This window comes from Nocardia uniformis NBRC 13702 (assembly GCF_001613345.1).
Lineage (GTDB): Bacteria > Actinomycetota > Actinomycetes > Mycobacteriales > Mycobacteriaceae > Nocardia > Nocardia uniformis.
The window spans coordinates 19,936-46,543 of record NZ_BDCE01000008.1 but is presented as its reverse complement, the minus strand read 5'-3'; the positions used below and the strand labels follow the sequence as shown (position 1 = coordinate 46,543).

The following is a 26,608-nucleotide window of genomic DNA, read 5'->3' as shown; positions in this document are numbered from 1 at the left end:
TCGAAAACCGGTGTCCGCCGCTACGTCAGATGGCGGAAGCGGAGGGATTTGAACCCCCGGTCGTTCTCACGACGCTCGCTTTCAAGGCGAGTGCATTCGGCCGCTCTGCCACGCTTCCAGGGGAACGATCGTAACCGATGGCCGCGACGGACCCAGTCGGAGTGCTGTGCCGGGGCGTGGTTCACCAGGTCGAAGACGTTACCGAGGTGCTCCGTACGATGTCGCCGGCCCCGTCGTCCGGCGTTGCGTTGGCCGGGATCCTCAACTGATCAGAGGTGGATTCCGGCCAAAAGCATGCCGGAATGACGAGAGGGTGGGCGACAGTACGTATTCGAGCTCGGTAGCGGCCCGCCATGCAGAGTCGGCCGGGAACGCTGTTTTCGGGTTCAGCCGGTGCGGGCGAGTCCGGTGGCTGCGCGCGTGGTGTCAGCGGAAGGTGGAGATGAAGGCGCGGGACAGGTCGGCGACGTTGGAGCAGCCCGAAAGTCCCATGGCCGCATCGAAATCCGCGAGCAGTGTGCGCAGGGCGTGGCGTACGCCGTCCCGGCCCGCGATACCGAGGCCGTAGGCCCAGGGGCGGCCGTAGAGCACCGCCTTGGCCCCGAGGGACAGCGCGATCATGATGTCGGAACCGGTGCGGACGCCGGAGTCGAACAGCACATCGGCGCGGTCGCCGACGGTGGCGACAATGGTGGGCAGGGCGTCGAGGGCGGCGACCGAGCCGTCCACCTGACGGCCGCCGTGATTGCTGACGATCACCGCATCGGCTCCGGCGGCGACACACTGGCGGGCATCGTCGGGGTGCAGTACGCCCTTCACCGCGATCGGCAGTTCGGTCCACTCCCGCAGTTTGCCGATATCGGCGGCGCGCAGGCCGTGATTGCCGAATAGACCAGCCCAGGTCAGGACAGCCATCCGCATGGCGTCCTCGCTCTCCTCGGGCGGGGTGGCGAGTTTGGCGCGGAACACCGGATCGGACAGATAGTTGGCAATGCCCTTGCCGTGAAGGAATGGCAGGTGCCCGAATTCCAGATCGCGGGGCCGCCAACCCAGTGACGGGGTGTCGACGGTGACGACAATGGCCTTGGCTCCGGACTTTTCGGCACGTTCCACGAAGGAGCGGGCCAATTCCATATCGTTGGGCCAGTACAGCTGGTACCACCAGTCACCCGCCTGCGCGCCCGCCTCCTCGATGGTGGAGGACGCGGCGGTGGACAGCACCATGCCGATGCCGAGTTCCCGGGTCACGTCGGCGACCACCGTCTCGCCGCGCTCGTGCAAGAGGCCGAGGACGCCGATCGGCGCGGTCAGTACCGGTGCGGCGAGGCGGGTGCCGAGCACCTCCACCGACAGGTCGCGAGCGTCGGGGCCCGAGGTGCCGCGCAGCATGCGCGGTAGCAGTCGGTATTTCTCGAAGGCGGCGAGATTGGCGGCGGCGGTGCGTTCCGCCGACGCGCTGCCCGCCACATATGCGTAGGCCGCCGGTTCCAGTACTTCGCGGGCGCGTGCTTCGAGTCCGGCCGCGGTCATCGGTAGCGCGGGGACGGAACCGGCGAGGCCCTGCAGATAGATCTCGTTCTGGAAATCGACGAAACTGCTCATTCTCGGAACGCTAGCGGTTTGAACCACACCACGGGCCGCCGTCGGAAAACATTGCGAAATCCCAGGTCCGCCGCCACAAGATCAACGGCGGCGCACCCGCACCAGTGCGCGCGAGGAGGTACCGGCCAACGGAGCCGATACGGCCATTGCCAGCAGGAGTGTGAATACGACCAGTGCTGCCATGAGTGTCATGCCCTCCAGCTTGATCACCAAAGCTGACAGGATGCTGTGCACAACCACAGCTCCGCTTGGGAATCACGGCTCGGTAGTCGTGGCGGGGGTGCGGGAACTCATTTCCCCGGTGCCCGGATTCGTGGGCGTCGTACGCTCGCTGACATGTATGCGGTAACTCTGGATGGATTCGGTGCCCCCGAGGTCATGAAGTGGGCCGAGGTTCCCGACCTGCCCGCGCCCGGACCGGGCGAGGTGCTGATCGACGTGGTGGCCGCGGGGGTCAACCGCGCGGATCTGCTACAGCGGCAGGGGATGTATCCGCCGCCGCCCGGGGCCAGCGAGGTCCTGGGGCTGGAATGCTCCGGGGTGATCGCGGACGTCGGTGCCGGGGTGCGGGATCGGAAACCCGGGGATCGGGTGTGTGCGCTGCTGTCGGGCGGCGGCTATGCCGAGCGGGTAGTGGTCCCCGCCACCCAGGTTCTACCGGTCCCGGAGGGATTGGATTTGGCTGTGGCAGCGGCACTCCCGGAGGTGGCGGCGACGGTCTGGTCGAATCTGGTGATGACCGCCGGACTCCATGCCGGGCAGCTGTTACTGATTCACGGGGGCGGTAGCGGGATCGGCACCCATGCCATTCAGGTGGCGGTACAGCTGGGGGCTCGGGTGGCGGTGACCGCCGGGTCGGCGGCGAAACTGGAGCGCTGCGCGGAATTGGGCGCGAGCATTCTGATCAATTACCGCGAGCAGGATTTCGTGGAGGCGCTGCGAGCCGAAAGTTCCGGTGCGGACATCATTTTCGACAATATGGGCGCGTCCTATCTCACCCGCAATGTCGACGCCCTCGCTGAGGACGGCCGACTCGTGGTGATCGGTATGCAGGGCGGAATCCGCGCCGAATTGAATCTGGCCGCACTACTGGCCAAACGCGGCACCATCCACGCCACCAACCTGCGCCGCCGCCCCACCACCGGCCGCGGCTCCAAGGCGGAGATCATTACCGAACTCCAGCGCCGCCTCTGGCCCCTCATCGCCGACGGCACCGTAGCCCCGATAGTCCACGCGGAACTACCGATAACGAACGCGGCCGAGGCTCACCGCCTCCTGGACTCCTCCGAAACCGTCGGCAAGGTGATCCTCGAGGTCCGCGGCAGCTAGCCCTCGTGGGTTGAGGTCCGGCACGGCCGACGACTCTGCCGCCGCAGCCTGCGCGGCAGGACTGCCGCACTTGACCTTCATGGCTTCGGGAGGCGCGGCCCGACGGCTACGCCCTTCGAGGTTCGGGGGCGAAGCCGCTGAGAGCCCCGAGAGTTGGGCCTCCCCAACCCCCGGTGGTCGCGCCGGATTCTCGAGGTCAGCGATACCCAGCCCTCGTCGGAAGTCCGGCACACCCGACAACCTGCCCCGTGGGGTTCGGGGGCAAAGCCCCTGAGAGCCCCGAGAGTTGGGCCTCCCCTAACTGTCGATTGTGGTGAGGGCGCGGCCCAGCTGGTCGATCTCGAACTTGGTTGTGTACGGGGCGAGGCCGATGGTTACCGCGCCGCCTTCGTCATTGACGCCGAGGGCGTCGAGGAGGCGGCTGCCGCCGTGGGATCCGGAGAGGGTGCCGATGCGGGCGTCGGCCAGCTTCGCCGAGACCTTTTCGGCCTGCATGCCCGCGATGGTGAAGGACACCGTGGGGATGCGGGTGGAGGCGCGGCCGATCACGGTGAGGTTCGGGATGGTGTCGAGGGTTTCCATGAGGTGCTCGAAGAGCTGGTCGTGGTAGTCCTGCAGGGAGGTGATCGACATTTCCAGGCGTTCGCGCCGGGTGCCGGTGGCGCGTTCGTCGAGGCTGGCGAGGTAGTCGATGGAGGTGGTGAGACCCGCCAGCAGTGCGTACTGGTGGTGCCCGACCTCCAGGCGTTCCGCGCCTTTCGCATACGGGTTGAGCGACATGGACGGAATGCGATCCAGGAACGCCGGATCGCGGAAGACCAGCGCGCCGATCTGCGGTCCGCCCCAGGCGGGTGCGCTCAAGGCGACCACATCGGCATTGAGTTCGTCGATATCGATGAGCGCGTACGGGGCCGCGCCGAAGCAATCCGCGACGAGTAGCCCGCCGACCTCGTGCACCCGGTCCGCGGCCACCCGCACCGACGGCGCCGAACCAACGATCGGGGACGCCGCGGTCAAGGCGACGAGCCGGGCGGTGGGGCCGATCAACTCCTCGAACTGCCAGGCGGGCATTTCGCAGGTCTCGATTTCCACTTCCGCCCAGCGCACATGTGCGCCATAGCGATTCGCGATCCGCAGCCACGGCGCGACATTGGCCTCGTCGTCCAGACGCGACAGCACGATCCCGGTACCCAGACCCAGCCGGGAACTCAGCGACTCGGCCAACCACGCCAGCAGCACCGCTCGATCCGGACCCAGCACCACTCCCGCCGGATCACCGCCCACCAGATCCGCGACCGCCTCCCGGGCGGCCTCGAGAATGGCGGCGCTGCGCTTGGCCGCGCCGTGCCGATTGGTGTGATTGAAGGCGGAGGTCCGGAAACCTGTTGATACGGCCCGCGATACCGAATCGGGTACCAACATGCCAGCTTGCGGGTCGAAGTGGCTCCAGCCGTCGCCCAGGGACGGTATGAGGCCCCGCACCCTTGCGACGTCGTAAGTCATGCAGGCCACTCTAAAGGCAGTTGCCAAGCGTGTGTAACCGTGTTGGTCTGTTCTGCCACGCGGCGGGTGCCTTAGCGCGATCCGGCGGGAGACGGCAGGATAGGGATCATGACGCAATCGGACCGGACACCGGATTCCATCGTTGTGATAGGACCCGAGGGCCGACCTTTGATCATTCCGGCGGCCGCGCAAGTGGGTTCATCGGGCGATGAAGAGCTCACCGGTCAGGTGCTGGGCGACGACAATCCCGACGATTCCGACGATTCAGGCGAAAAGGAAGAGTCGCTGGCCGATATGGTCGAGCAGCCCGCGAAGGTTATGCGCATCGGCACCATGATCAAGCAGCTCCTCGAAGAGGTCCGCCACGCTCCGCTCGACGATGCCAGCCGCTCGCGACTGGTCGAGATCCACCGCACCTCCATCCGGGAACTCGAACAGGGTCTGGCTCCGGACCTGCGCGAAGAACTCGAGCGCCTCGCGCTGCCGTTCAGTGACGAAACCATCCCCTCCGATGCGGAACTGCGCATCGCGCAGGCGCAGCTGGTCGGTTGGCTGGAGGGTCTGTTCCACGGCATCCAGACCGCACTGTTCGCCCAGCAGATGGCGGCCCGCGCCCAACTCGAGCAAATGCGCCAACTCCCACCCGGCACCTCCCTCGACCCGCGCCAGGGTGGCCAGCACGGTGGAGCCACCGGCGGCGGGCAATACCTCTGAGACTGCGACACTTCGCAATTCCGGCATAGGGCTTGCCCCCTGCCTACCGACTGGACGGCACCCCTGTCATCCCGGACCGCACCCGTCATCCCGGCGTGCTGTTGGCCGGGATCCACAAACCGGGGTGCCCGAACTCATCATCGGTGGATTCCGGACAAAAGCATTCCGGAATGACGAGGGGTGCACTCCAGCACGCCCCGATGTCGAGAGGATGCACTCCAGCACGCCCCGATGGCGGCGAATACCTCTATAGGCCTCGAAGACTGCGAGTATGAGGACGGATGGGACGTGTCGACTGATTTCGCAACGGTCGAGGTAACTCCAGGGGTACGCCCGAAATCGGCTCGGCTTTCAACCGCAGGCACGCATGCACGACGCTCAACGGCATTCAGCCGCGCGCCGAAGTCTCAGGGAGGCGGGGGAGTGCACCCGAAATCGGCTCGGCACACGACCGTGAGCACGCGTGCACGACGGTCGACGGCTCTCAGCCGGGCGCTAAAGACTCGGGGAGGCGGGGAAGCTACAGTCGGGTGCTGTGCCAGCAGCTGCCCCTACCGACTCGGCGACCACCGAGGCGACCACCGAGGCGCGCGCAGATGACGCGCCGGTGGCGCTAGTGTCGGATTCCCAGTCGTTCCAACGCGCTTTCAAAGACTTCCGGCAGGGATTCTCGCAGCGTGAGCTGTGGCTTTCCCTCGGCTGGCAGGACATCAAGCAGCGCTACCGGCGTTCGGTGCTCGGTCCGTTCTGGATCACCATTGCCACCGGCTTGCAGGCCGTGGCCATGGGCGTCCTGTACTCGACGCTGTTCAATCAGCCGCTGCACGAGTATCTGCCGTATGTGACGGTCGGCCTGATCGTCTGGGGCATTATCTCGGCGAGCATCCTCGAGGGCTCCGATGTCTTCGTCGCCAATGAGGGGCTGATCAAACAGCTGCCGTCGGCGCTGAGCGTGCATGTGTATCGCCTGGTGTGGCGGCAATTCCTGTTCTTCGCCCACAACCTGGCCATCTACGTGGTGATGCTATTGGCCTTCAGCGTGTGGAAGGACCTGAACTGGACGGTATTCCTCGCGGTTCCGGCCATCCTGCTGCTCTTCCTCAATGCCATGTGGGTGACCATCTTCTTCGGCATATTCAGCACCCGCTACCGCGATATCGCGCCGATTCTGGGCAGCATGACGCTCATGCTGTTCGTGCTGACTCCGGTGATGTGGACCACGAAGGCACTGCACGATCAGGGCGGGACCGTGAGCGACCGGGCCAAGCTGGTCGAACTGGTGCCGACCTACCACTACCTGGAGATCGTGCGCGCGCCCCTGCTGGGCGAGCCGATCGTCCTGCGCAGCTGGGTGATCGTCCTGGCCATCACCGTGGTGGGCTGGATAGTGGCCATACTGGCTATGAAGCAATACCGTTCCCGCGTCCCGTACTGGGTGTGAAGGCGATATGACCGACCATGTGAGTATCGAAACCCAGAACGCGTGGGTGGAGTTTCCGATCTTCGACGCCAAGTCGCGATCGCTGAAAAAGGCGTTTCTGGGCAAGGCGGGCGGCGCGATCGGACGCAATCAGTCCGATGTGGTCGTGGTCGAGGCGCTGCGCGATATCACGCTATCGCTCAGGGAGGGCGATAAGGTCGGCCTCGTCGGCCACAATGGCGCGGGCAAATCGACACTGCTGCGGCTACTTTCGGGGATCTACGAACCGAGTCGCGGCACCGCGCGCATCCGCGGTCGCGTCGCGCCGGTGTTCGACCTCGGTGTCGGCATGGATCCGGAGATCTCCGGCTACGAGAACATCATCATCCGCGGCCTGTTCCTCGGGCAGACCCGCAAGCAGATGCTCGCCAAAATCGATGAGATCGCCGAATTCACCGAGCTGGGTGACTATTTGGAGATGCCACTGCGCACCTACTCCACCGGTATGCGGGTGCGGCTGGCCATGGGTGTGGTCACCTCCATCGACCCCGAAATCCTGCTGCTGGACGAGGGTATCGGCGCGGTCGACGCGGAATTCATGAAGAAGGCGCGGGTGCGCCTCCAAGAACTTGTATCTCGTTCGGGCATCCTGGTATTCGCCAGTCATTCGAATGAATTCCTGGCGCAGCTCTGCGATTCCGCGATGTGGATCGACCACGGTCAAGTGCGCATGCACGGCGGAATCGAAGAGGTGGTGCGGGCCTACGAGGGTCCGGATGCCGGTGATCACGTGGCGCATGTGCTGCGGGAGCTGGAACGCGAACGTGAGATGGAGCGAAACCCCGCATGAGTGAGCAGCCCTCGCCGATCTACGACGGCGCCCGGATCATCGCGGTGGTCGTCACGCACAAGCGCCGCGAAATGCTCGCCGAATCGCTGAAGGTGCTGTGCTCGCAGACCCGTCCGGTCGATCATCTGATCGTGGTGGACAACGCCAATGAGGCCGACGTCGGCGAACTGGTGCGCGACCAGCCCATCGAAACCACCTATGTCGGTTCCGAGCACAATCTCGGTGGCGCGGGCGGGTTCGCACTCGGCATTCTGCACGCGCTGACCATGGGCGCGGACTGGGTGTGGCTGGCCGATGACGACGGCCGCCCCGAAGGTCCGGAAGTGCTCGGGACGCTGTTCGAATGCGCCAAGAAGCACAATCTCGTCGAGGTATCGCCGGTGGTCGCCGATATCGACGAGCCCGACCGGCTGGCCTTCCCGCTGCGGCGGGGGCTGGTGTGGCGGCGCCTGCGCTCCGAACTCGGCGATGAGGATTTCCTGCCCGGTATCGCGTCGCTCTTCAATGGCGCGCTGGTCTCCGCGGAAGCGGTGGACACCATCGGTGTTCCGGACCTGCGGTTGTTCGTCCGGGGGGACGAGGTGGAGGTGCACCGCCGTCTGGTGCGCTCCGGACTGCCGTTCGGCACCTGCCTGCAAACGGCCTACCTGCACCCCAATGGCTCCGAGGAGTTCAAGCCGATCCTCGGTGGGCGCATGCACACCCAGTACCCCGACGATCCGGTGAAGCGCTACTTCACCTACCGCAATCGCGGCTACCTGATGTCGCAGCCGGGTATGCGGAAGCTGTTGCCGCAGGAGGTAGCCCGCTTCGGCTGGTTCTTCCTGGTGCAGCAGAAGGATCCGGCAGGACTGCTGGAATGGCTGCGATTGCAGCGCCTGGGCCGCCGCGAGCAGTTCCACAAGCCACAGCCGTAGGCCTGCCCTCGTCACCCGGCGCGAGGTGAGTGCGCCCCTCGTCACCGGCGTGAAGTGACTGCCCCCGTCATCCCGGCGTGAGGTGAGTACGCCTCTCGTAGGCGGCAGTCGGAAAATCAGTTGCGGCGGTTCAGCAGACCTGAGAAGGTGGTGCCGTTCCATTCGGCTTGCGGTCGCGCTGCGACCGCCTCGGGAGAGATGGGAGGTGGAGACGTGAAGACGACAGTGCGGATTGTCGTGCCCCGGCGCTTGGTCGCCCCGCGCGTATCCACCTCGAATTTCCTGCGCTGAGTCCGGAGAAGGGCAGTCCTGAGAAGGGCTCAGCGCCCTACAAAGGACTCTTCCAATGTCGCTGGTCGACCTCGACCTTCTCTTCCCTTACGGCTGGACTTCGGCGCTCGCCGCCGAATACCTTCCCCTGCTTGATAATTCGCTCATTCCCGCCCGCGTCATTCGCATGGAGCGCAGCGAATGTGATGTCGCCACCCTGATTCCCGCCGCCTCGGAACGAGAGAGCGGGCACGTGGCGGTCATTCGCGCACGCACCCCCCGCTCCGATTCCGAGATCAGCGGTTTGTGCACAGGTGACTGGGTAGCCATCGACTCCGAACGAATGGTGCGCAAGCTGCTGCCGCGCCGGACCGCCATTGTGCGGGCCGCGGTGTCGGGGCATTCGGATTCCCATGCGAAAGCGGCGAATCAGGTACTCGCCGCGAATGTGGACACCGTGCTGGTGTGCACCGCCGCCGACGGCGATGTGGATCTCGGGCGGATCGAGCGATTGCTCGCGCTGGCCTGGGAATCCGGGGCGCAGCCGGTGGTCGTGCTGACGAAAGCCGATCTGGCGGAGGATATTCCGCTCGAGTCGGTGCGTGTGGCCGCGCCCGGTGCGACCGTACTTGCCGCCAGCGCGTCCAGTGGCGTCGGAATGGATGTGCTCGCGGCCGTGCTGGATGGCACGGTGGCCTTGATCGGTCCGTCCGGCGCCGGCAAGTCCACGCTCGCCAACGCACTGCTCGGCTCGGAAGTGTTCGCCACCAATGCCGTTCGCGAGGGCGACAAGCGCGGACGGCACACCACGGTGCATCGGGAACTGCGCCCGCTGCCCGGCGGCGGAACGCTGATCGATACGCCCGGCCTGCGGTCCGTCGGTCTGTGGGAGGCATCCACGGGTATCGGTCGCACCTTCAGCGATCTCGAATCCTTCGCCAGCGCCTGCCGTTTCGCCGATTGCGCGCACGAGAGCGAACCGGGATGCGCGGTACGGGCGGCGATCGAATCCGGTGAACTGTCCCAGCGCCGACTCGACAGCTACCGCAAGCTGCACCGTGAGAACGAGTGGATGGCGGCGCGCAGTGACAGCCGCCTGCGGGCGGAGCGTGAGCGGCAGTGGCGCGGAATCGCCAAACAGCAGCGCCGCATGTACCGCGAGCGCGGGTCACGGCCGCGCTAGGTAGGCGCACCAGCGAGCTCGGCTCGGGGCAAGCCCGTCATCGCCTCGAGCCGAGCCCGTCATTCCGGCGTGCTCCGTGGTGACATATGCAACTAGTTGCTATGCACCTAGTTGCATAGCGCCCGACTGTGGCTTAGTGTCCGATTCGGCAGGTTTTCACCCCCTTCGCGCGCAGACGCGCGGATGATCGGTAGCGGGGCGAAGGCAGACGAATAGGAGTGGGACCCATGACGGAAGCTGCGAAGCCGCTAGCGGGCAAGACCATGATCATGTCGGGTGGTAGCCGCGGAATCGGGCTGGAGATTGCCCGGCGAGCGGCGGCGGACGGGGCGAATATCACCCTCATCGCCAAAACCGATACACCGCACCCGAAGCTGCCCGGCACCATTCACACCGCTGCGGCGGAGTTGGAGCAGGCCGGTGGGCAGGCGCTGAAGTTCGTCGGCGATGTGCGCGACGACGAAGCGGTGGCCGAGGCGGTGCGGCAGACCGTCGAACGGTTCGGCGGTATCGACATGGTGGTGAACAATGCCTCCGCCATCGACCTGTCGCCGACCGAGGCGCTGTCGATGAAGAAGTACGACCTCATGCAGGACATCAACTGCCGCGGCAGCTTCCTGCTCTCCAAAATGAGCATTCCGGCGCTGAAGGATTCGGCACAGGCCGGGCGCAATCCGCATATTCTCACGCTGTCGCCGCCGCTCAACCTGGATCCGAAATGGGCGGGTACGGCGCTGGGCTACACCATTGCCAAGTACGGAATGTCGCTCACCACACTGGGTTTGGCCGAGGAACTGCGCAAGTACGGGGTCGGCGTGAATTCGCTGTGGCCGCGCACCACCATTGCCACCGCTGCGGTGAAGAATCTACTGGGCGGTGAGCAGATGATTTCCACCTCGCGCACTCCGGACATCTACGCGGATGCGGCTTACCTGGTGCTCACCTCTCCCGCCAAGGACACCACCGGCAATTTCTTCCTCGACGACGAAGTGCTCGCCGCGCATGGGATCACCGACCTGGACAAGTACCGGGTGGTGCCGGGCGACGGTCCGCTCACCACCGATCTGTTCCTCTGAGAGTCCAGAACCTCGCACACACCCCGATTCCCCCCATTCGGCCGGCAATCCGAATGGGGGGTTTCCCTGATTGACCGAGGGTGCGGCCACCACGTATAGGCAGGGTGTTTCCACCACCAGTAACCCGGAACACGGTGTGCCACTGTGTAACTGATATCCGATTTGTCCGATAGATCTTCTGGGAACCAACTTTCGATTCGAGAGAAGAGGATTCATATGGGACAGCGACGAATTGTCGCCGGATTCGGTCTCGCCGCGCTGGCCGCGGGTGCCGTCACAGTGGCAGCGCCGCAGGCTTTCGCGCAGGAGCTCGCACCGGGTGTTTCGTGCGAGGAATTCGGGTTCGAGTGCAGCAACGATACCGACGACACCTACCGCGTGAAATCCACTGTGGGGTGTGGCGGATCCGGAGTGGCCACGACCTGGCACGACGTCACGACATACGTCCCGCCCCGCGCCAGGGTGACGGTGTCGACGACCTGCTCGCCGCGGCACGAGTCGGGCTCTTGGGAGCATCAGCCGCCCAAGCTGGGGCCTGACGGCAAGTACGAGAGCCAGCCACCGGTCTGGGAGCCCGGAGATGTCGTCCCCACCCGTCCGACCGGAGTCATCCACCAGAGCGCCGTGGTGGATAACAATCCGCCCGCCCCGGCGCCGAGCGGGTCCTTCGGCTGAGAATGGCTCCTCCGATCGCTCGGCACCCCTCGTGCCGAGCGATCAGACCACCACTCGCGCCTCGCGTTCGGCCAGCTCCTTCAGGGTGAGCAGCTGTTTGCGCATCATGATGAAATCGCCGAAAACGACCGGAATCACGATCACTCGCGGCCCGGCGAAGCGGACACGTACGTGCAGGCGGGTCGATACCGGGGCGTTCGCACCGGGAAGCTCGTGTCGGTGCACCGCGTACGTGACGGCTACCCGGGGTCGAGCCAGCAAGGTGATGTGCTCGTCCGGGGTGAAATCGACGAGTTCGAACGCGCCCATGAACTCTTGTCCCACAGCCAGTTCGGAGAGCGCGGGATCTCGGTCGCTCGGGCTCGGGCGGCCGAGATTTCGGATGCGGTCGTAGCTGTACGGAGTGGCGCGCAGCTGACACAGCCAGGCGAATACCAGCCACGGTTCGGCCTGCACCGCGATCGACCGGTCGCATACCGTGACGGTGCCGGAAAGCATACTGTCACAAGGCAGTTGCGCGTCCAGTTCGGCCGGTGTCGCGCCCCATACCTGTCCGGGAGTCATGCCGCTCTCCTGACTGCTTCCGCCGCGATGCGGCGCAGCATGTAGCGCACGGCGAGTCCGTGCCCCCCGCTGCCGATGACCAAGGCGCGGTAGATCTTTCCCACCAGCCCGTGGAATTCGGCACTGCTGTCGGCGGTGAGCCGGGTGTGGTGCGCGTCCACCTCGTCGAGGACGAAGGTGACGGCGAAGCGGGTGAAACGATTCTCGCCGCTGAGTGCTAAACGTTGTGGTGGATCGGCCTCGTCTAGCTCGAATCCGTGCGGCAGTGTGCTGAGATCGTCGGGATTCCCGCTCGGCGATCGCAACAGGGCCGCCCAGGTATGTGCGCGATCGGCGGGGACTAGTCTGGAATGCTGATCGATATAGGGCAGACGCTCCATATAGAAGGACTGTACTGGTTAATGGCCCCTCCCCGGAAGCACGCGACCGACGTGATCCTCGACGCAGCCCGCACCCTGGTCCTGCGCGATGGCCCCCGCGCGGCCTCGGTCGCCGCCATCGCCGAGGCCAGCGGCGCGCCCGTGGGCACGCTCTACCACCGCTTCGGCAATAGAAACGGCGTACTGACCGCAGCCTGGATCCGCGCCCTGGAACGCTTCCAATCCCGGGTCCTCGAGGCAGCCACCGAAGCGGACCCCATCGAGGCCGCCGTGGCCATGGCCGCAGCGTCCATAGCCTTCGGCCGCGAATCCCTCGACGACGCGCGCCTGCTCCTCAACCTCCGCCCGAGCGACCTCCTGGACGGCGCGCCCGACACCGACTTCCGCGACCGCCTCGCCACCATGAACGCTCCACTGATCGAACATCTGCAACGCTTGGCCCGCAGCATCTACGGCGCCGACGGCCCGCGGGAAACAGATGCGGTAGCCCGCGCCATAGTCGACCTCCCCTACGCCGCCCTACGCCGCCACGCCCACGAGGAAACCCTCCCCACCTGGCTCGAAACCGACCTCTCGGCCGCCACCCGCACCCTCCTCGCCACACCGCTGTAGCCACGACGCCCCTCGTCATCCCGGCGTGCTTCGACCGGAATGACGGGGATGCTCCGGCAGACAAAGGTGGCCGTGCCCGATCAGGCACGGCCACTTCGTGGTTCGGGTCGGGACTACTTGGAGTCGATGCCGTACAGGCGTTCCCAGTTCTCGCGGCTGGTGAGTTCCGGCATGGCGGCGCGGTAGCGGCGCTGCAGGTCTGGCAGTTCGCGGCGGAGTCGGCGGAGGGTTCGGATCGCTCGTAGCAGGAGGCGGCGGGCGGTGGCCTTGTCGCGCTGGCGGATTCGGACGCCGGATTGGGAGGCGTCGGTGACCACCACGTGGTCGAAGAGGGAGATATGCCACCAGTGAGCGTCTTCCCGGGTGACACTGACCAGGCCGCGCTGGGTGCGGCCGGTCCACTGGGTAATGGCGCGCTTGGCGAGGATGAGCAGCGGGCGGCTGGGTTCGCCGCCGGCGCGGCGGATACTCATGTCCGCGTTCGGGACCGGGGCCGTGGCGGCGGGATGCTTCACCGTTTCCGGGTAGTCACCGCGACTGGCGCGGGCGGCGGCGAGAGCCGCCTGGCCGCCGTCGCGGAGACCTTCGGGACCCTTCAGGAAGTCCTCGACGCCCTGCAACGTGGTGTGGGCCAGGCCGTACTGCATGCCGACCAGGTATTCGCCGATCTCCCGGAGGAGTTGGCGGGTAACGGCTTTCGGATCCAGTCCGGTGTGGAGCGACGAAACGATGAGCGAGTTCCGCGAGGAGAAGTAGCGCGCCCAGTCGTCGAAGTCCTTCCAGTAGAAGTCGGCGTGCCAGACGGCCGCATTCGGCAGGGTGACAGTGACGAAGCCGTTTTCCCGTGCGCGCAAACCGTATTCGACGTCATCCCACTGGAAGAAGATCGGCACCGGCAGCCCGATGCGGGCCACCACCTCGGCGGGGATGAGACAGGTCCACCAGGCGTTGTACCCGGCGTCCACGCGGCGCTCCTGATGCTTCTTCAGCATGCTGGTGTTGCGCAACGCCTTCGCCACCTTCTGGCCGTGCCGCAGCATGCCCAGATTGGTCTCCTCCGCGCCGACATTGAGGAAGTCGGGGTTGTAGAGGAACAGCATCTGCGCGCCGACCAGCGTCGGCTCCACGGTCATATTCGCGAAGGCGTTGAGCCGCAGCACCGTTTCCGGCTCGCACAGGATGTCGTCGTCCATGAGGATGACGTCGGCGTGCTCATTGGCGGCCGATACCTCATAGAGCCCGCGCGTGAAACCGCCCGCCCCACCGAGATTCGGCTGCCGAATGTAGCGCAGCTTCTCGCCCAGCTCTGGCTGGGTCTGCTGGAAGAGCGGCTGATCCTGCACCAGATCGGTGCCCTGATCGACGACGTACACGGCGGCGATGGTCTCGAGTACGGTCGGATCCGACGCCAGCGCGGCCACGGTGTGCGCGCAGTCCTGGGCCCGGTTGAAGGTGCAGATGGCAATGGCGACCGGACGCAGTTGATCGGGTGCGGGCGCGGTCCATTCCAGGTCGCTGATCACGACCTCGCTGCCGACCGCGTCGACCTCCAGCCACATCGCGCCGCCGTCGACGAACATATCCAGGGCCGCGCTCAGCACAATACGTCCGCTGTCGCTGGTCACGGCCGTGGCGACCACGCGGCGGTGCCCGGCGATATCGGAGGCGGCCAATCGCACATTGGTCTTACCCGACACCTCGAGCGTCAGCGCGGCCTCGACCGCGGTGACGGTGGTCCAGCGCTGCCAGTAGCTGGCGGCGAACCGGCCGAAGTAGGTATTGGTGTGCGCGGTCGCGCCCTTGTCCAGGCGCAGCGTGAATCGTTCCCGATGCGCCTTGCCGCCCTTCACCACGGCATACAGCTCATCGCTGATCCGCGGCGCCGGGCCGGTGAATAGTCCGCGCGCCAGCACCAAACGCTCGGGCGCGGCGTGCTCTGCGCGCAGCGCCGCGGGGGCCGCGGCATTCTCCCGATCACTGATTTCGGTCACTGCCTGCCCACCCGACTGGTCCACCATGAATCCCTCGATATCGCTCGAATAAGCACAGACACCGGCTCACACAATTGTCGTGGACGCGCTCTTGAAGTAGGCACAGCCACGCTCGCGCTCGGCGGGGCCGAGACTATCAATGCGTTCACGCCGCGGCACCGCGAACCCGGTTCAGCGGGCGTCGTCGCGCGGGCCGGTGAAGACAAACTTTCCGTAGGCCCAGAATCGGAAGCCCATCGCGACCGCCTGACCGATGAGCGTTCCGGAGATGTTGTCCGCCAACGGACTGTCCAGTCCCAGGACGTACCGGGAGAAGCCGAGACAGCCCAATTGCAGGCCGATGGCGACCACATTGAGAAGTGCGTAGATGAGAATGTGGCGAGCACCGGCACCGCCTTCGTGATCGGAATACGTCCACCATTTGTTGCCGAAGTAGGTGACCACGGTGGCCACCGAGATGGCGATGATCTTGGCAACCAGCGGCGCGTGGAACATCGGGCCCTCGCCGCCCCAGAACACCAGCAGGTTGTAGGTGCCCGCGTCGACGAGGAATCCGATCGCACCGACCGCCAGGAACGCGCCACCCTTACGCAGCAGCCCGAGTGCCTTACCGGTCAGGGAATCGGGCGACGGCTCGGTCACCGCGGTGGACTCACTCGTTGACACCGGCCCGACGCTACCGCAGCGAGCCGGTCGCGCCGCTGCTCGTGATGGATTCCGGCCAAAGCACGCCGGAATGACGAGGGCAAAGCACGCCGGAATGACGAAGGCGAGGGCGACGACGGCGGGGCGATGGAGTGACCAGAGCGGGGCGCGACAGCGGGGGCGACGTGGCGACGACGGCGGGGGGCGTAATCGCGCGGTGAGCACGATGGATCTGCTGGCGGTAGGTGGGGCCTACCGCTGATCATTTTGCGGCGAGTCGAAGGCGACACGCGGGGTATGGGGCACCGCGATGCGGGTATGTACAGGGGATGAGAGGGTGAGCGGGCACGTCGGGGCCCGGTCCCTGTAACCTCCCCGTGTCGTTATTCGCCTTCCGATCAGAGGATTGACCGGGTGGACCCCACCGAGCTTCGTATTGCCGCCATCGTGCCGTGCCACAACGAAGAGGCAGCGGTGGCGAAGGTCGTCACCGACCTCAAAACCGCCGTGCCGGGCATAGTCGTATACGTCTACGACAACCTGAGCACCGATGCGACCGCGGAGTGCGCGCGAGCGGCCGGTGCGATCGTTCGCAGCGAATACCGCAAGGGCAAGGGCAATGTGGTGCGCCGCGCCTTCGCCGATATCGAGGCCGATATCTATTTGATGGTCGACGGCGACGACACCTACGACGCGTCCGCCGCGCCGACGATGATCAAGACGCTGATCGACGGCCCGTACGACCACGTGCTTGGGGTACGCCGGGAGATCGAGGGCGAGTCCGCCTATCGCGCCGGACACGAAACCGGTAACCGGGTGCTCAATGGCGTGGTCGGAAAGGTGTTCGGCGAGAACGTCGAGGACATGCTCAGCGGCTACCGGGTGTTCTCGCGGCGCTTCGTGAAGAGCTTCCCCGCGGTATCGCGGGAATTCGAGATCGAAACCGAGCTGACGGTGCATTGCCAGCATCTGCGGGTACCGCAGACGGCGGTGCCGGTCGGCTTCCGCGATCGTCCGGCGGGCAGCGAATCCAAATTGCGCACCTACCACGACGGTTTCAAGATTCTGCGGCTCATTTTCGGCCTGGCCCGGCATGAGCGACCTGTCGCGTTCTACGGCCTGTTCGGCACCCTGGCCTGGTTGCTGTCGGTGATTCTGATCGTGCCGATAGTTGTCGAGTTCTATCAGATCCACGAGGTGCCGCGGTTCCCCACGCTGTTCCTGGGTCTCACGCTGCTGCTGCTCGGATCACTCGCTTGGACAGCGGGTTTGATCCTGGACGGTATTCGTCGCTCCCGGCACGAGGCGTCACGGCTGGTGTACCTGCGGTACTCGGCGGTCGGCGCGGAGGAGCGTGAGCACGAGCGTTCCGGCGGTACCAGCCGATGACCTCGCGCACCGAACCAGATATAAACAGCGCGGCGACACCCGGGGAGCAGCCCTCCGCATCGGAGAATGACGCGGTGGAATCCGCCCAGCCGACTACCGATACCCCGATCTGGGATGAAGTGAGACGTCCTCCCGCCGCGACCGATGAGGCGGCACCGAGCGCCGAGGCGGCGACCGACCTGCTCCACAAGGCCGATTCCACCGAAGACCGCGCCACGTCGACCAAGATCGAGGCCGCCGGTTCCGAGCCCGGGCCGACCGGAGTGCGCGGCGTACTCGAAACCATCGAACGGCGCTTCGGCGCTGCGGCTTTGGCCTTCGTCGTGGTGGCCGGTGTCTTCGGCGCGGTATTCGCGGTGGTGACGCCGCCGTTCTGGGGCCACGACGAAATCACCCAGTTCGGCCGGGCCTATCAGGTGGCGCACGGCGGGTTCCTGCCGGAGCAGATTCCCGATACCCGTGGCGTGGCGTACGGCGGCGCCGTGCCCAGCAGCGTCGACGCGCTGATGAGCTACGCCTTCGACGATTACAACCACAATCCGCAAGAACCCGACCCCATGGTGGCCGATCGTGACGCCTACCAGCGGCTCGGTGCGGCCCCGATGACCGAGACGACCAGACAGGTCTGGTTCACCAATACCGCCGCCTACTCCCCCGTCCCGTATGTACCCGCGGCGCTGGGCATTCGACTGTCCGAGGCACTCGATCTCAGTGTCGGCGCGATGAATACGGTGACCCGGCTGTCGGGTCTGCTGGCCTACCTGTCGGTTGTCGGCTTCGCGCTGCGCGCGCTGCGCGGACATCGGGTGCAGTGGCTGGCGTTCACGGTGGCGGTGCTGCCGATCGCCGTCTTCCAGGCCGGAACCATTACCGCCGACACCATGACCAACGCGCTGGCCATCCTGGTGTCCGCACTGCTGGTGAAGGGCCTGTTCCTGGGTGATCGACTGACCCGCCCGGAAACCATTGCGGCCCTTACCGCCACCGTCCTGCTGCCGGTGAGCAAGCCGACCTATGTCCTGCTCGCCATGCTGACCGTGCTGATCCCAGCGCAGCGCTATGGTTTGCGCGGTCCGCTGCGCGCCATCCCGTGGGTGGTCGCGGCGGTCGGTGCGGGTGCGTTCGCGGTATGGATGAAGATCGCCGCGCCGACCACCGAGGGAATGGGCCTGATGCGCCCGCCGGCGCAGTGGGGCGAGGTGCGTCCGGACGATCAGCTGAAGGGAATCCTCGGCGATCCGTTGCATTTCCTGAGTGTGTTCGGCGACAGTGTCTGGCTGCGCGACCAGCGCTGGTTCACGCAGTTCTTCGGTGAACTCGGCTTCGCCTATATCGATGTTCCGGCCATTACGATTCTGGCCTGCCTGCTCGCCTTCGCGGTGAGCGTCGGTATCGCGGACCGGATGCCCGCCGCGTTTACGCTGCGTACCGTTGTCGTGGCGCTGACGGTTCTCGCCAGCGTCGCCATGATCTACGTGACGCTGTACATGTCATTCACGCCGGTGGACTACTACATTATCGATGGTGTGCAGGGTCGATACTTCGTACCGCTCGCGATTGCCGCAATGGCGGTGGTGCTGCGCTGGATGCCACTGCGCCTCACCGATTCCGAGGGACGCACGCCGTCGCGGGGGCCGGCCATCGTGATTGTGTCGGCAACGGTTTTCGCCCTCATCGCGGCAGCCGCGAAGTACTGCAGCATCGTCTGGGGCTGAGCCCCTCGTCATTCCGGCACGCTTTTGGCTGGGATCCATACCGTCTGGAGAGGTGTAGATCCCGGCCAAGAGCACTCCGGGATGACAGGGATGCGCCGCTCACGCCGGGATGACCGGCATTCGCTGATAACGCTAGCGGAACTTACAGGACCTTCTCACCAGCAGCGGAGTACGCGTTCTCCGTCGCGGCTTTCTGCGGCCGCCACCAGGATTCGTTCTCGCGGTACCACCCGATGGTCGCCGCGAGTCCCTCGCGGAAATCGGGATATTTCGGTTCCCAGCCGAGTTCGGTACGCAGCAGGGTGGAGTCGATGGCGTAGCGGAGGTCGTGGCCGGGACGGTCGGTGACGTGGTCGTAGTCGTCGGCGGGGCGGCCGAAGGATTCCAGGATCAGTCCGATAACCGATTTATTGTCGCGTTCGCCGTCGGCGCCGATCAGATATGTCTGCCCGATTCGCCCGCGCTCCAGGATTTTCCATACCGCGCTGTTGTGGTCGTCGACGTGAATCCAGTCGCGCACCTGATGTCCGGTGCCGTAGAGGCGGGGGCGGATGCCGTCGATGAGATTGGTGATCTGACGCGGGATGAATTTCTCTACGTGCTGGTAGGGGCCGTAGTTATTGGAGCAGTTGGACAGGGTGGCGCGGACGCCGAAGGAGCGCACCCAGGCGCGGACCAGCATGTCGCTGGAGGCTTTGCTCGCCGAATAGGGGCTGGACGGGTTGTAGGCGGTGTGCTCGCTGAATCTGCCGTCGTCGAGGTCCAGGTCGCCGTACACCTCGTCGGTGGAGATGTGGTGGTAGCGCACTTCGTGGTGGCGCACCGCCTGCAGCAGGGAATAGGTGCCGACAATATTGGTCTGCACGAACGGCCAGGGGTCGGCGAGGGAATTGTCATTGTGGGATTCGGCGGCGAAATGCACCACCGCGTCCACACCGCCGACGAGCCGATCCACCAGCGCGGTATCGGCGATATCGCCGTGCACGAACTCGATACGGTCGACGATCGGGTCGAGAGATGCCCGATTCCCCGCATAGGTGAGTTTGTCGAGCACGGTGACGTGCACGTCGGGCCGCACGGCCACGGTCTGGTGAACGAAGTTCGCGCCAATGAAACCGGCGCCACCGGTTACGAGCAATCGCACGAACCAACCCTACCGACCCAGCCGCGCGAGGTGGGTGCCAGGTAACCGGATCAGCACAGCGAGCCGATATTGCCTGCGCGCAATCGGATACCCGCCGGAAACGCCGATTTGCATGATTGTCACGCGCCTACCGGGAATGTCGCGATTTTGCCGCCAACGCAGAATTTCGTGCTTCGGTTCCCGTATAAACATCACAGAATGCTGTGACCTTCGCCACAAACATACCGCACAATCTCGGCGGTTCCACTCGGAACCATCAAAAAAGGGGGCGATAACCAGGGTGTTTCCATATCCCCACAAACCCGCAAGTCGCTGTGGTGAACAGAAATTGAATGAACGGTCACGGCAGGTTCACCGCTCGTTAGCTGGGCGCGACTTCTATTCCCTTGTCCCCCCGAGCTCTTGATGAGGTTTGAACACAATGCTGATGAGGAAATTCGCCGCCACTTCGGCGCTGCTGATCGCTGCCCTGGGCGTCACCGCCGGCACTGTCAATGCCGAGCCCGCCGCCCCGGCCGGCCCCGCGCCGCTCAACATCTCCTACGAGTTCAGCGAGGAGAGCGTGAAGCTGACCTCCGACCTGGGCTCGCTGGCCGTCGAGGGCAATGCCCTCCTGTTCAAGACGACCGATGGCACCACCATGGCCAGCGCGCCGCTGCAGGCCCAGGTGGACGACTTCGTCTTCCCGATCGCCGCGGACATCAGTGGCAACTCCGCCACCCTGACCCCGCAGTTCAATATGGACCAGGCCGTCTACAAGCCGGTCGCCCTGCCGTTCGAGGACCAGGCCGCGTTCAAGAACGAGTACGAGCGGGAGAAGGCCGCCTACTCGCGCATGAAGGACAATATCGGCATGGCCGCCACGCTGGCGGGTCTGACCACCACCGTGCTCGGTGGCGTTGTCGGCTGCGGTATCGGCATTGTGGCCGGCGCTGCCGTCACTCTTCCCGTCGCCCTGGGTGGCGGCTCCGGTCCGATCATCGGCTGCCTCCTCGGCGCCGCCGCGGGTGCGAGCCTCATCGGTATCGCCGGCACCATCCTGATCACCGCTCCGGTGGCCGTCGTCGAGATCGTCAACTACTTCGGCATCATCAACTCCCCGTTCGTGCCGCCGGCCAAGTAATCGGCAACAGGCACCACGGATGAACCCCCGCCCGGATACTCCCGGCGGGGGTTCACCTTTTCACCACATCTCGCTGTGCACCAGGGCATTACGCGGTGTGGGACGCCTACCTCACGCGATGCGCGCGATCTGCTCGGATTCGACTCGGGCGCGAACGAATTGGGCCACGTGTGCCAGTGCCACCCGGCTCTCCGGCATGCTCGGGAAGATGGCCATGAAGGCATGCACCTGACCACGCCAGATTTCCAGGGTGGCCGGGACGCCCGCCGCGGCCAGCCGCTGCGCCATCACCTCGCTGTCGCGGCGGAGCACTTCGTCCTCGGCGGCGATGAGCAGCGCCGGGGGCAATCCGGCCAGGGTGTTGTTCACCGGCGAGAGCTGTGGATCGAGCCGACCATTGACCGCCGCCCCGATGCGCACCACCGATTCCAGCGCTGCGAGGGGAATCAGCGGATCCTTGTGCAGATTCGGATGGGCGCGCTTCTCGGCGCAATCCAAATCCAGTGCCGGACACAGGCCGACCAGTCCGGCGGGTACCGGTAATCCGACGTCCCGGGCGCGCAACGCGGTCGCGAAGGCCATATAGCCGCCCGCGGAATCACCGGCGAAGACAATCTTGGCGGCATCGACGCCGTGGTCCAGCAGCCAGCGGTAGGCGGTGAGGCAGTCATCGACCGATCCGGCGATATCGGTGGCGGGCAGCTGCCGGTATTCGATGCTCACCACCGGCATTCCGGTGCGCCGCGCCAGGCTGGCGACGACCGGCCGGTGTGTATCGAGACCGCAGAGGAAGAAGCCGCCGCCGTGCATATACATGACCACGCCGTCGCGCAGCGCGCTGCGGGCTCCGGCCGGGCGCACAATCTCCATACGGAATCCCTTGAGCCGCACCTGCTCCCGCTCCACGCCGCGTGGCTGCGGGCGCAGCTTGGCCAGTCCGTTGATCACGGTGGCGGCCACTGGAATGGTCAGGGCATTGACGGGTACCAGGCCGCCGAGCGGGCGGATCATGGTGCGGCAGGCCGCTGCCAGGGCGTGTGCGTGCACACTGCTGCCGTTCGGATTGACCACTCCAGCGACGTCTTTGGCGGTCGTTGCCATCGCGCACCTACCTCATTGTCGGGCGCGCCGAGCCGTTCGACGGAGTTGGCCGAACGGCTCAGCTGAACCACACGGGGCACCCGGCGCGCGAGAGTCGGCGCTGACATCTCACATAGCGTCGTTTCAGAACACCATGAGAACGTGACGTACACAACACTTATGCACGAAATGGATCACCGGCAAACGCGGCGTGATCGATTCGCCATCGGTTCGGAACCTCCCCGCTCCCGTCCGGGACCGAACTGGCAGACTGCTGTGACATGCGCGGAATCATCTTGGCGGGCGGCACTGGTTCGAGGCTGCACCCGATCACGCGCGGGGTGAGCAAACAGCTGGTCCCGGTATACGACAAGCCGATGGTGTACTACCCGCTGTCCACCCTCATGCTGGCGGGCATCCGGGACATCCTGGTCATCACCACACCCGAGGACAGCGACGCCTTCACACGGCTACTCGGCGACGGCAGCCAATTCGGACTGTCCATTTCCTATATGGTGCAACCGGAACCGGATGGGCTGGCCCGGGCATTCATACTGGGCGCGGACCACATCGGTACCGACTCGGTGGCATTGGTACTGGGCGACAACATCTTCCACGGAGAGGGCCTGGGCACCCGGCTGAACCGCTTCGAGGGACTCGACGGCGGTGCGGTGTTCGCCTACCGCGTCTCCGATCCGACCGCGTACGGCGTGGTGGAATTCGCCCACGGCAAGGCCATTTCCATCGAGGAGAAACCCGAGCGGCCGCGCTCCAACTACGCCATCCCCGGCCTGTACTTCTACGACAACGATGTCATCGAGATCGCCCGCGACCTGAAGCCGTCGGCGCGCGGCGAGTACGAGATCACCGATATCAATCGCACCTACCTCGATCAGGGCCGCCTCCGGGTGGAGGTCCTCACCCGCGGCACCGCCTGGCTCGATACCGGCACCTTCGATTCGCTGCTCGATGCCGCCAATTACGTGCGGACCATCGAGGAACGGCAGGGCCTCAAGATCGGCGTCCCGGAAGAGGTGGCGTGGCGCAAGGGGTTCATCAGCGGCGACCAGCTTTCCGCCCTGGCCCGTCCCCTGGTGCGCTCGGGTTACGGAACCTACCTGCTCAACCTGTTGGAGCACGGCCGGGAATGGGAGCAGGGCACGATGGAACAGGGACCGGGCGCAATGGAACAAGATCGGTGAGCGTGGAGATCAGAGAGCTGTCCGTACCCGGCGCGTGGGAATTCACCCCGCGCCAGTTCGGTGACGACCGCGGGGTATTCCTCGAGTCGTTCAAGGCGTCGGAGTTCGAGAAGGCGGTGGGCCGCCCCTTCGACCTGCGGCAGGTGAACGTCTCCACCTCGGCCGCCGGGGTACTGCGCGGCATCCACTACACCCAGAACCCGCCCGGCCAGGCCAAATACGTGACCTGCGTACGCGGTGCGTTCCTGGACGTCGTGGTGGACCTACGCCCCACCTCACCGACCTTCGGCCGGTGGGACGCCGTGGTGATCGACGACGAGAACCGCCGCTCGGTCTATCTCTCCGAGGGCCTGGGACACGCACTGCTCTCGCTCGAGGACGGTTCCACCGTCACCTACCTCTGCTCACTGGAGTACACACCCGAATTCGACGGTGAGATAGACGCTTTCGATCCGGCCATCGGTATCGAGTGGCCAACGGTCGGCCGCGACGGTCGGCCGCTGACCTTCAACCGCTCCCCCAAGGACGCGGCCGCGCCACTGTTGGCGGATCTGAACCGCACTCGCTGAGTCGCCAAGCGTTCGGCGGAACTCACGCCGGAATGACGGAGGGTACACGAAAAGCGCTGGGGCGCACCGTGTATGCGGTGCGCCCCAGCTTCGTCGGCCCGGGTCGGGTGAGGGATGCCCTTGCCGAACCGATGGTCGGGCTAGCCGACCAGCTCCAATTCGGCATTCGGGGCGGGTTCGCGGTCCTCGCGACCCTTGCGCCGCTTCGGCAGGTAGGCCGAGAGGGCGACCAGGGCTCCGACGATCGCCACTCCGGCGGCGAACTCCAGACCGGGGCGGTAGTTGTCCAGGACCTCGGCGGGATTCGCGTCGGAGGTGTGCACCCCGGAGGTGATGATGGCGGTGGTCACGGCCAGCACGATGGCCGCGCCGACCTGCATGGAGGTCTGGAGAACGCCTGCGGCCAAACCTTGTTCGTCATCGTCGATACCGCTGGTGGCCTGGATATTGATGGCCGGGAAGCCGACCCAGCCGACGCCGATCAGGAGCACGGCGGGCAGCAGGACCGTCAGGTAGTCCGGCGCGGTGTCGATGCGCAGGTACAGCAGGTAGCCGATGGCCATCACGATAATGGTGATGGTGATGATCGGGCCGGTGCCGAAGCGATCGACCAGCTTGTCCGAGACGAAGGCGGAGGCGACGACCAGCAGGCCCACCGGCAGCAGGGCCATGGAAAGCTTCAGCGGTGACCAACCCAGGGTGTCCTGCAGGTACAGGGTGGTGATGAACTGCCAGCTGAAGTAGGAGCCACCGAGCGCGATAATCGCGATACTGGCTCGAACCAGGGTGGGCTTCTTCAGGATGCCGAGGCGGACCAGCGGGTACCTGATCTTCTTCTCGACCGCGATGAATCCGACGAACAGCGCGATTGCCACCGCGAATGAGCCGAGGGTGCGCACCGAAAGCCAGCCGACCTCGGGAGCCGTGACCACGGTGTAGACCAGCAGCAGCATGGCGGTGGTGGAGAGCACCGCGCCGAGGATGTCGTGCCCGCCCTCTTCGGCGGGCTTGTCCTTGGGCAGCAGGTAAACGGCGGCGATCAGCGCGGCAATGGCGACGGGCACCGGCAGTAGGAAGGTCCAGCGCCAGCCGAGGCCGGTCATGAGGCCGCCGAACAGCAGACCCATGGAGTAACCACCCGCACCGAACACGGTGTAGATGGAGAGCGCCTTATTACGGGCCGGGCCTTCCGCGAAATTGGTGGTGATGATGGACAGACCGGTCGGCGCGGTGAAGGCGGCGGCCAGGCCCTTGATGAAGCGGGTAAGAATAAGGAGGGGCCCGGAGCTGACCAGTGCGCCCGCCAACGAGGCGAGTGCGAAGACGGCCAGCGCGATCAGGAACACCTTGCGACGACCGAGCAGGTCCGCGGTGCGTCCGCCCAGCAGCAGCAGGCCGCCGTAGCCGAGCACGTAACCACTGACCAGCCACTGCAGGGTGGAGGTTTCGAGGTCCAGTTCGGTTCCGATGGACGGCAACGCGACGCCGATCATCGACACGTCGAGTCCGTCGAGGAACAGCACGATACACAGGGTGATCAACATTCCCCAGAGCCGGAGCGTCCAGCCACTCGAGTCGGCTGGTGCCGCAGCCGTTTTCGTTGCCGTTGTCGTCATGAGTGGAGACAGTACATGCGCACGCATTAGTTGTCCAAACATTAAATGCGTTTGCATAGCTTACACTCGGCCGCTAAGATGACCCCATGCCGAAGCCGACAGCGCCTGTCGACCGGCCCGAAATCACCGGGCTGGTAAGCGAATGGCGCGATCTGCTGACCCGGCACGCGACCACCTCGTGCGCCCTGGAAAAGGAGCTGCAGGGTCGTCACCACATCGGGCTCAGCGAATTCGAAACCCTCGACCGGCTCGTGGACGCCGGTGCCGAGAAGTACAAGATGAGCGATCTCGCCGTCGATATCTATCTGAGCCAGAGCGCCCTCTCCCGCGCCGTCGCGCGCCTGGAAAAGGACGGCCTGGTCAATCGCACCCTGTGCACCGAAGACCGCCGCGCGATCTTCGTCTGCCTCACCGATAAGGGTCGCGAACTACACAGCGCCGCCGCGCCGACGCACCGTGAAGTGCTGGAGCAGTCCCTGCGCTGAATCGCGTTCATCTCTCGACATCTGCCATACGCTGCACAGATGTCGTATGTGACGGATCCACGCGTCGACACCTACATCGACGCCCTGCCCGCATGGCAGCAGGCCATCTGCCATCAGGTGCGCGATCTGGTGCACGAGGCCGATCCCGAGGTCGTCGAGACGATCAAACGCACGGTGCAGCCATATTTTGTTCTGGACGGCAATATCTGCGCGCTCTTGGCCGCGAAAACGCACGTCAACGTCTTCCTATACGACGGCGCGATCGTCCCCGACCCAGAGGGCATCATTACCGCGGGGCACGACAACAAGACCGCCCGCACCGTGGCGGTCGAAGAGGGCGAAACTCTCAACGCCCCGGCCCTTCTCGCCATGTTCCGACAGATCATCGCGAACAATCGCGCGGGTGGGTGGCGAAAGCTGAAGCGGGAGAACTGAACTAACCGCTGCCGCCCGTCATCCGGCCACTCATCCCGTCATTCCGGCGTGCCCTCGGCCGGAATGCACGTCTGATCAGTGGTGGGTCCCGGCCAAAACCATGCCGGGACGACGAGGGG

The 26,608-nt window shown here is 65.5% G+C and carries 26 protein-coding genes and 1 tRNA gene; 16 read left to right on the top strand and 11 right to left on the bottom strand.

Annotation, left to right across the window (positions count from 1 at the left end; genetic code table 11):
• Window positions 1-30: 30 nt before the first annotated feature.
• The 3 genes from NU1_RS02305 to NU1_RS43725 form a co-directional block, all read right to left on the bottom strand.
• Window positions 31-118 (bottom strand) — tRNA-Ser (locus tag NU1_RS02305).
• A 308-nt stretch (window positions 119-426) separates the two neighbouring features.
• On the bottom strand, window positions 427-1,602 hold the full coding sequence (locus tag NU1_RS02300; RefSeq protein ID WP_067516851.1) for a lactate 2-monooxygenase: 1,176 nt from the start codon (window positions 1,600-1,602) through the stop codon (window positions 427-429).
• An 81-nt stretch (window positions 1,603-1,683) separates the two neighbouring features.
• The gene (locus NU1_RS43725; protein WP_281221083.1) at window positions 1,684-1,815 is read right to left on the bottom strand and encodes a hypothetical protein; all 132 of its coding nucleotides are present in this window, start codon (window positions 1,813-1,815) and stop codon (window positions 1,684-1,686) included.
• Window positions 1,816-1,938: 123 nt separating this feature from the next.
• Here NU1_RS43725 and NU1_RS02295 point away from each other — a divergent pair, with 123 nt between their 5' ends.
• Window positions 1,939-2,931, top strand: a complete 993-nt coding sequence (locus tag NU1_RS02295) for an NAD(P)H-quinone oxidoreductase (protein ID WP_067516849.1) — start codon at window positions 1,939-1,941, stop codon at window positions 2,929-2,931.
• A gap of 297 nt (window positions 2,932-3,228) precedes the next feature.
• Here the strand turns inward: NU1_RS02295 and NU1_RS02290 are convergent, their stop codons facing one another.
• The gene (locus NU1_RS02290; RefSeq protein WP_067516972.1) at window positions 3,229-4,434 is read right to left on the bottom strand and encodes a cysteine desulfurase-like protein; all 1,206 of its coding nucleotides are present in this window, start codon (window positions 4,432-4,434) and stop codon (window positions 3,229-3,231) included.
• 108 nt (window positions 4,435-4,542) lie between these two features.
• Between NU1_RS02290 and NU1_RS02285 the strand changes: the two genes are divergently transcribed.
• From NU1_RS02285 to NU1_RS02255, 7 genes are all read left to right on the top strand, one after another.
• Window positions 4,543-5,148 (top strand): bacterial proteasome activator family protein, encoded by a 606-nt coding sequence (locus tag NU1_RS02285; protein WP_067516847.1) that lies wholly within the window; start codon window positions 4,543-4,545, stop codon window positions 5,146-5,148.
• 607 nt (window positions 5,149-5,755) lie between these two features.
• Window positions 5,756-6,589, top strand: a complete 834-nt coding sequence (gene wzm, locus NU1_RS02280) for a galactan export ABC transporter permease subunit Wzm/RfbD (protein WP_067516970.1) — start codon at window positions 5,756-5,758, stop codon at window positions 6,587-6,589.
• A gap of 7 nt (window positions 6,590-6,596) precedes the next feature.
• The gene (wzt, locus tag NU1_RS02275) at window positions 6,597-7,418 is read left to right on the top strand and encodes a galactan export ABC transporter ATP-binding subunit Wzt/RfbE (protein WP_067516845.1); all 822 of its coding nucleotides are present in this window, start codon (window positions 6,597-6,599) and stop codon (window positions 7,416-7,418) included.
• Window positions 7,415-8,335 carry a galactofuranosyltransferase GlfT1 gene (gene glfT1 / locus NU1_RS02270; RefSeq protein ID WP_067516843.1) on the top strand — a complete coding sequence of 307 codons (921 nt, stop codon included), beginning with the start codon at window positions 7,415-7,417 and terminating at the stop codon, window positions 8,333-8,335. Before wzt ends, glfT1 begins: the two co-directional genes overlap by 4 nt.
• Before the next feature lie 352 nt (window positions 8,336-8,687).
• Window positions 8,688-9,788 (top strand): ribosome small subunit-dependent GTPase A, encoded by a 1,101-nt coding sequence (gene rsgA / locus NU1_RS02265; protein WP_245719918.1) that lies wholly within the window; start codon window positions 8,688-8,690, stop codon window positions 9,786-9,788.
• 227 nt (window positions 9,789-10,015) lie between these two features.
• Window positions 10,016-10,864: an SDR family oxidoreductase gene (locus tag NU1_RS02260; protein ID WP_067516968.1), complete on the top strand. Its 849-nt coding sequence runs from the start codon at window positions 10,016-10,018 to the stop codon at window positions 10,862-10,864.
• Between the two features lie 216 nt (window positions 10,865-11,080).
• Window positions 11,081-11,539 carry a hypothetical protein gene (locus NU1_RS02255; protein WP_067516839.1) on the top strand — a complete coding sequence of 153 codons (459 nt, stop codon included), beginning with the start codon at window positions 11,081-11,083 and terminating at the stop codon, window positions 11,537-11,539.
• A 42-nt stretch (window positions 11,540-11,581) separates the two neighbouring features.
• Here the strand turns inward: NU1_RS02255 and NU1_RS02250 are convergent, their stop codons facing one another.
• Window positions 11,582-12,103, bottom strand: a complete 522-nt coding sequence (locus tag NU1_RS02250) for a hypothetical protein (protein WP_067516837.1) — start codon at window positions 12,101-12,103, stop codon at window positions 11,582-11,584.
• Window positions 12,100-12,483, bottom strand: coding sequence for a hypothetical protein (locus tag NU1_RS02245; RefSeq protein WP_067516835.1), 384 nt, complete (start codon window positions 12,481-12,483; stop codon window positions 12,100-12,102). The genes NU1_RS02250 and NU1_RS02245 overlap by 4 nt, the downstream gene beginning before the upstream one ends.
• 21 nt (window positions 12,484-12,504) lie before the next feature.
• Here NU1_RS02245 and NU1_RS02240 point away from each other — a divergent pair, with 21 nt between their 5' ends.
• Window positions 12,505-13,095 (top strand): TetR/AcrR family transcriptional regulator, encoded by a 591-nt coding sequence (locus tag NU1_RS02240; protein WP_067516833.1) that lies wholly within the window; start codon window positions 12,505-12,507, stop codon window positions 13,093-13,095.
• A 113-nt stretch (window positions 13,096-13,208) separates the two neighbouring features.
• Here the strand turns inward: NU1_RS02240 and NU1_RS02235 are convergent, their stop codons facing one another.
• Together NU1_RS02235 and NU1_RS02230 are read right to left on the bottom strand one after the other, a co-directional pair.
• Window positions 13,209-15,113, bottom strand: a complete 1,905-nt coding sequence (locus NU1_RS02235) for a glycosyltransferase (protein WP_067516831.1) — start codon at window positions 15,111-15,113, stop codon at window positions 13,209-13,211.
• Window positions 15,114-15,257: 144 nt separating this feature from the next.
• Window positions 15,258-15,752: a GtrA family protein gene (locus NU1_RS02230; RefSeq protein ID WP_245719911.1), complete on the bottom strand. Its 495-nt coding sequence runs from the start codon at window positions 15,750-15,752 to the stop codon at window positions 15,258-15,260.
• A gap of 393 nt (window positions 15,753-16,145) precedes the next feature.
• On the opposite strand from NU1_RS02230, the gene NU1_RS02225 reads away from it, so the two are divergent.
• Both NU1_RS02225 and NU1_RS02220 read left to right on the top strand, forming a co-directional pair.
• Window positions 16,146-17,120: a glycosyltransferase gene (locus tag NU1_RS02225; RefSeq protein ID WP_067516827.1), complete on the top strand. Its 975-nt coding sequence runs from the start codon at window positions 16,146-16,148 to the stop codon at window positions 17,118-17,120.
• Window positions 17,117-18,835: a DUF2142 domain-containing protein gene (locus tag NU1_RS02220; protein WP_084520907.1), complete on the top strand. Its 1,719-nt coding sequence runs from the start codon at window positions 17,117-17,119 to the stop codon at window positions 18,833-18,835. The genes NU1_RS02225 and NU1_RS02220 overlap by 4 nt, the downstream gene beginning before the upstream one ends.
• 142 nt (window positions 18,836-18,977) lie before the next feature.
• On the opposite strand, the gene rfbB is transcribed toward NU1_RS02220, so the two are convergent.
• The gene (rfbB, locus tag NU1_RS02215) at window positions 18,978-19,979 is read right to left on the bottom strand and encodes a dTDP-glucose 4,6-dehydratase (RefSeq protein WP_067516825.1); all 1,002 of its coding nucleotides are present in this window, start codon (window positions 19,977-19,979) and stop codon (window positions 18,978-18,980) included.
• 421 nt (window positions 19,980-20,400) lie between these two features.
• Between rfbB and NU1_RS02210 the strand changes: the two genes are divergently transcribed.
• Complete coding sequence (locus NU1_RS02210; protein WP_067516824.1) at window positions 20,401-21,102, top strand: DUF8020 domain-containing protein; 702 nt, start codon at window positions 20,401-20,403, stop codon at window positions 21,100-21,102.
• A gap of 111 nt (window positions 21,103-21,213) precedes the next feature.
• On the opposite strand, the gene NU1_RS02205 is transcribed toward NU1_RS02210, so the two are convergent.
• Window positions 21,214-22,203, bottom strand: a complete 990-nt coding sequence (locus tag NU1_RS02205; RefSeq protein ID WP_067516822.1) for an alpha/beta hydrolase — start codon at window positions 22,201-22,203, stop codon at window positions 21,214-21,216.
• 260 nt (window positions 22,204-22,463) lie between these two features.
• Here NU1_RS02205 and rfbA point away from each other — a divergent pair, with 260 nt between their 5' ends.
• Together rfbA and NU1_RS02195 are read left to right on the top strand one after the other, a co-directional pair.
• Complete coding sequence (gene rfbA, locus NU1_RS02200; RefSeq protein WP_067516820.1) at window positions 22,464-23,384, top strand: glucose-1-phosphate thymidylyltransferase RfbA; 921 nt, start codon at window positions 22,464-22,466, stop codon at window positions 23,382-23,384.
• A gap of 2 nt (window positions 23,385-23,386) precedes the next feature.
• Entirely contained in the window at window positions 23,387-23,953 is a 567-nt protein-coding gene (locus NU1_RS02195) for a dTDP-4-dehydrorhamnose 3,5-epimerase family protein (RefSeq protein WP_067516818.1), read from the top strand.
• A gap of 140 nt (window positions 23,954-24,093) precedes the next feature.
• On the opposite strand, the gene NU1_RS02190 is transcribed toward NU1_RS02195, so the two are convergent.
• Complete coding sequence (locus NU1_RS02190; RefSeq protein WP_067516816.1) at window positions 24,094-25,569, bottom strand: MFS transporter; 1,476 nt, start codon at window positions 25,567-25,569, stop codon at window positions 24,094-24,096.
• Between the two features lie 86 nt (window positions 25,570-25,655).
• Here NU1_RS02190 and NU1_RS02185 point away from each other — a divergent pair, with 86 nt between their 5' ends.
• Window positions 25,656-26,054: a MarR family transcriptional regulator gene (locus NU1_RS02185; RefSeq protein WP_067516814.1), complete on the top strand. Its 399-nt coding sequence runs from the start codon at window positions 25,656-25,658 to the stop codon at window positions 26,052-26,054.
• Window positions 26,055-26,093: 39 nt separating this feature from the next.
• A complete protein-coding gene (locus NU1_RS02180) occupies window positions 26,094-26,489 on the top strand; it encodes a DUF1801 domain-containing protein (RefSeq protein WP_067516812.1) in 396 nt (131 codons plus the stop codon).
• The last annotated feature ends 119 nt before the right edge of the window (window positions 26,490-26,608 follow it).

Coding starts and splice junctions, on each gene's coding strand:
- wzt (WP_067516845.1), top strand. CDS start 6,597: ATGACCGACCATGTGAGTATCGAAACCCAGAACGCGTGGGTGGAGTTT.
- NU1_RS02255 (WP_067516839.1), top strand. CDS start 11,081: ATGGGACAGCGACGAATTGTCGCCGGATTCGGTCTCGCCGCGCTGGCC.
- NU1_RS02240 (WP_067516833.1), top strand. CDS start 12,505: ATGGCCCCTCCCCGGAAGCACGCGACCGACGTGATCCTCGACGCAGCC.
- NU1_RS02285 (WP_067516847.1), top strand. CDS start 4,543: ATGACGCAATCGGACCGGACACCGGATTCCATCGTTGTGATAGGACCC.
- NU1_RS02260 (WP_067516968.1), top strand. CDS start 10,016: ATGACGGAAGCTGCGAAGCCGCTAGCGGGCAAGACCATGATCATGTCG.
- NU1_RS02250 (WP_067516837.1), bottom strand. CDS start 12,103: ATGACTCCCGGACAGGTATGGGGCGCGACACCGGCCGAACTGGACGCG.
- rfbA (WP_067516820.1), top strand. CDS start 22,464: ATGCGCGGAATCATCTTGGCGGGCGGCACTGGTTCGAGGCTGCACCCG.
- NU1_RS02235 (WP_067516831.1), bottom strand. CDS start 15,113: ATGGTGGACCAGTCGGGTGGGCAGGCAGTGACCGAAATCAGTGATCGG.
- NU1_RS02205 (WP_067516822.1), bottom strand. CDS start 22,203: ATGGCAACGACCGCCAAAGACGTCGCTGGAGTGGTCAATCCGAACGGC.
- NU1_RS02295 (WP_067516849.1), top strand. CDS start 1,939: ATGTATGCGGTAACTCTGGATGGATTCGGTGCCCCCGAGGTCATGAAG.
- NU1_RS02300 (WP_067516851.1), bottom strand. CDS start 1,602: ATGAGCAGTTTCGTCGATTTCCAGAACGAGATCTATCTGCAGGGCCTC.
- NU1_RS02290 (WP_067516972.1), bottom strand. CDS start 4,434: ATGACTTACGACGTCGCAAGGGTGCGGGGCCTCATACCGTCCCTGGGC.
- NU1_RS02210 (WP_067516824.1), top strand. CDS start 20,401: ATGCTGATGAGGAAATTCGCCGCCACTTCGGCGCTGCTGATCGCTGCC.
- NU1_RS02190 (WP_067516816.1), bottom strand. CDS start 25,569: ATGACGACAACGGCAACGAAAACGGCTGCGGCACCAGCCGACTCGAGT.
- NU1_RS02245 (WP_067516835.1), bottom strand. CDS start 12,483: ATGGAGCGTCTGCCCTATATCGATCAGCATTCCAGACTAGTCCCCGCC.
- NU1_RS02180 (WP_067516812.1), top strand. CDS start 26,094: ATGTCGTATGTGACGGATCCACGCGTCGACACCTACATCGACGCCCTG.
- NU1_RS02185 (WP_067516814.1), top strand. CDS start 25,656: ATGCCGAAGCCGACAGCGCCTGTCGACCGGCCCGAAATCACCGGGCTG.
- glfT1 (WP_067516843.1), top strand. CDS start 7,415: ATGAGTGAGCAGCCCTCGCCGATCTACGACGGCGCCCGGATCATCGCG.
- NU1_RS02220 (WP_084520907.1), top strand. CDS start 17,117: ATGACCTCGCGCACCGAACCAGATATAAACAGCGCGGCGACACCCGGG.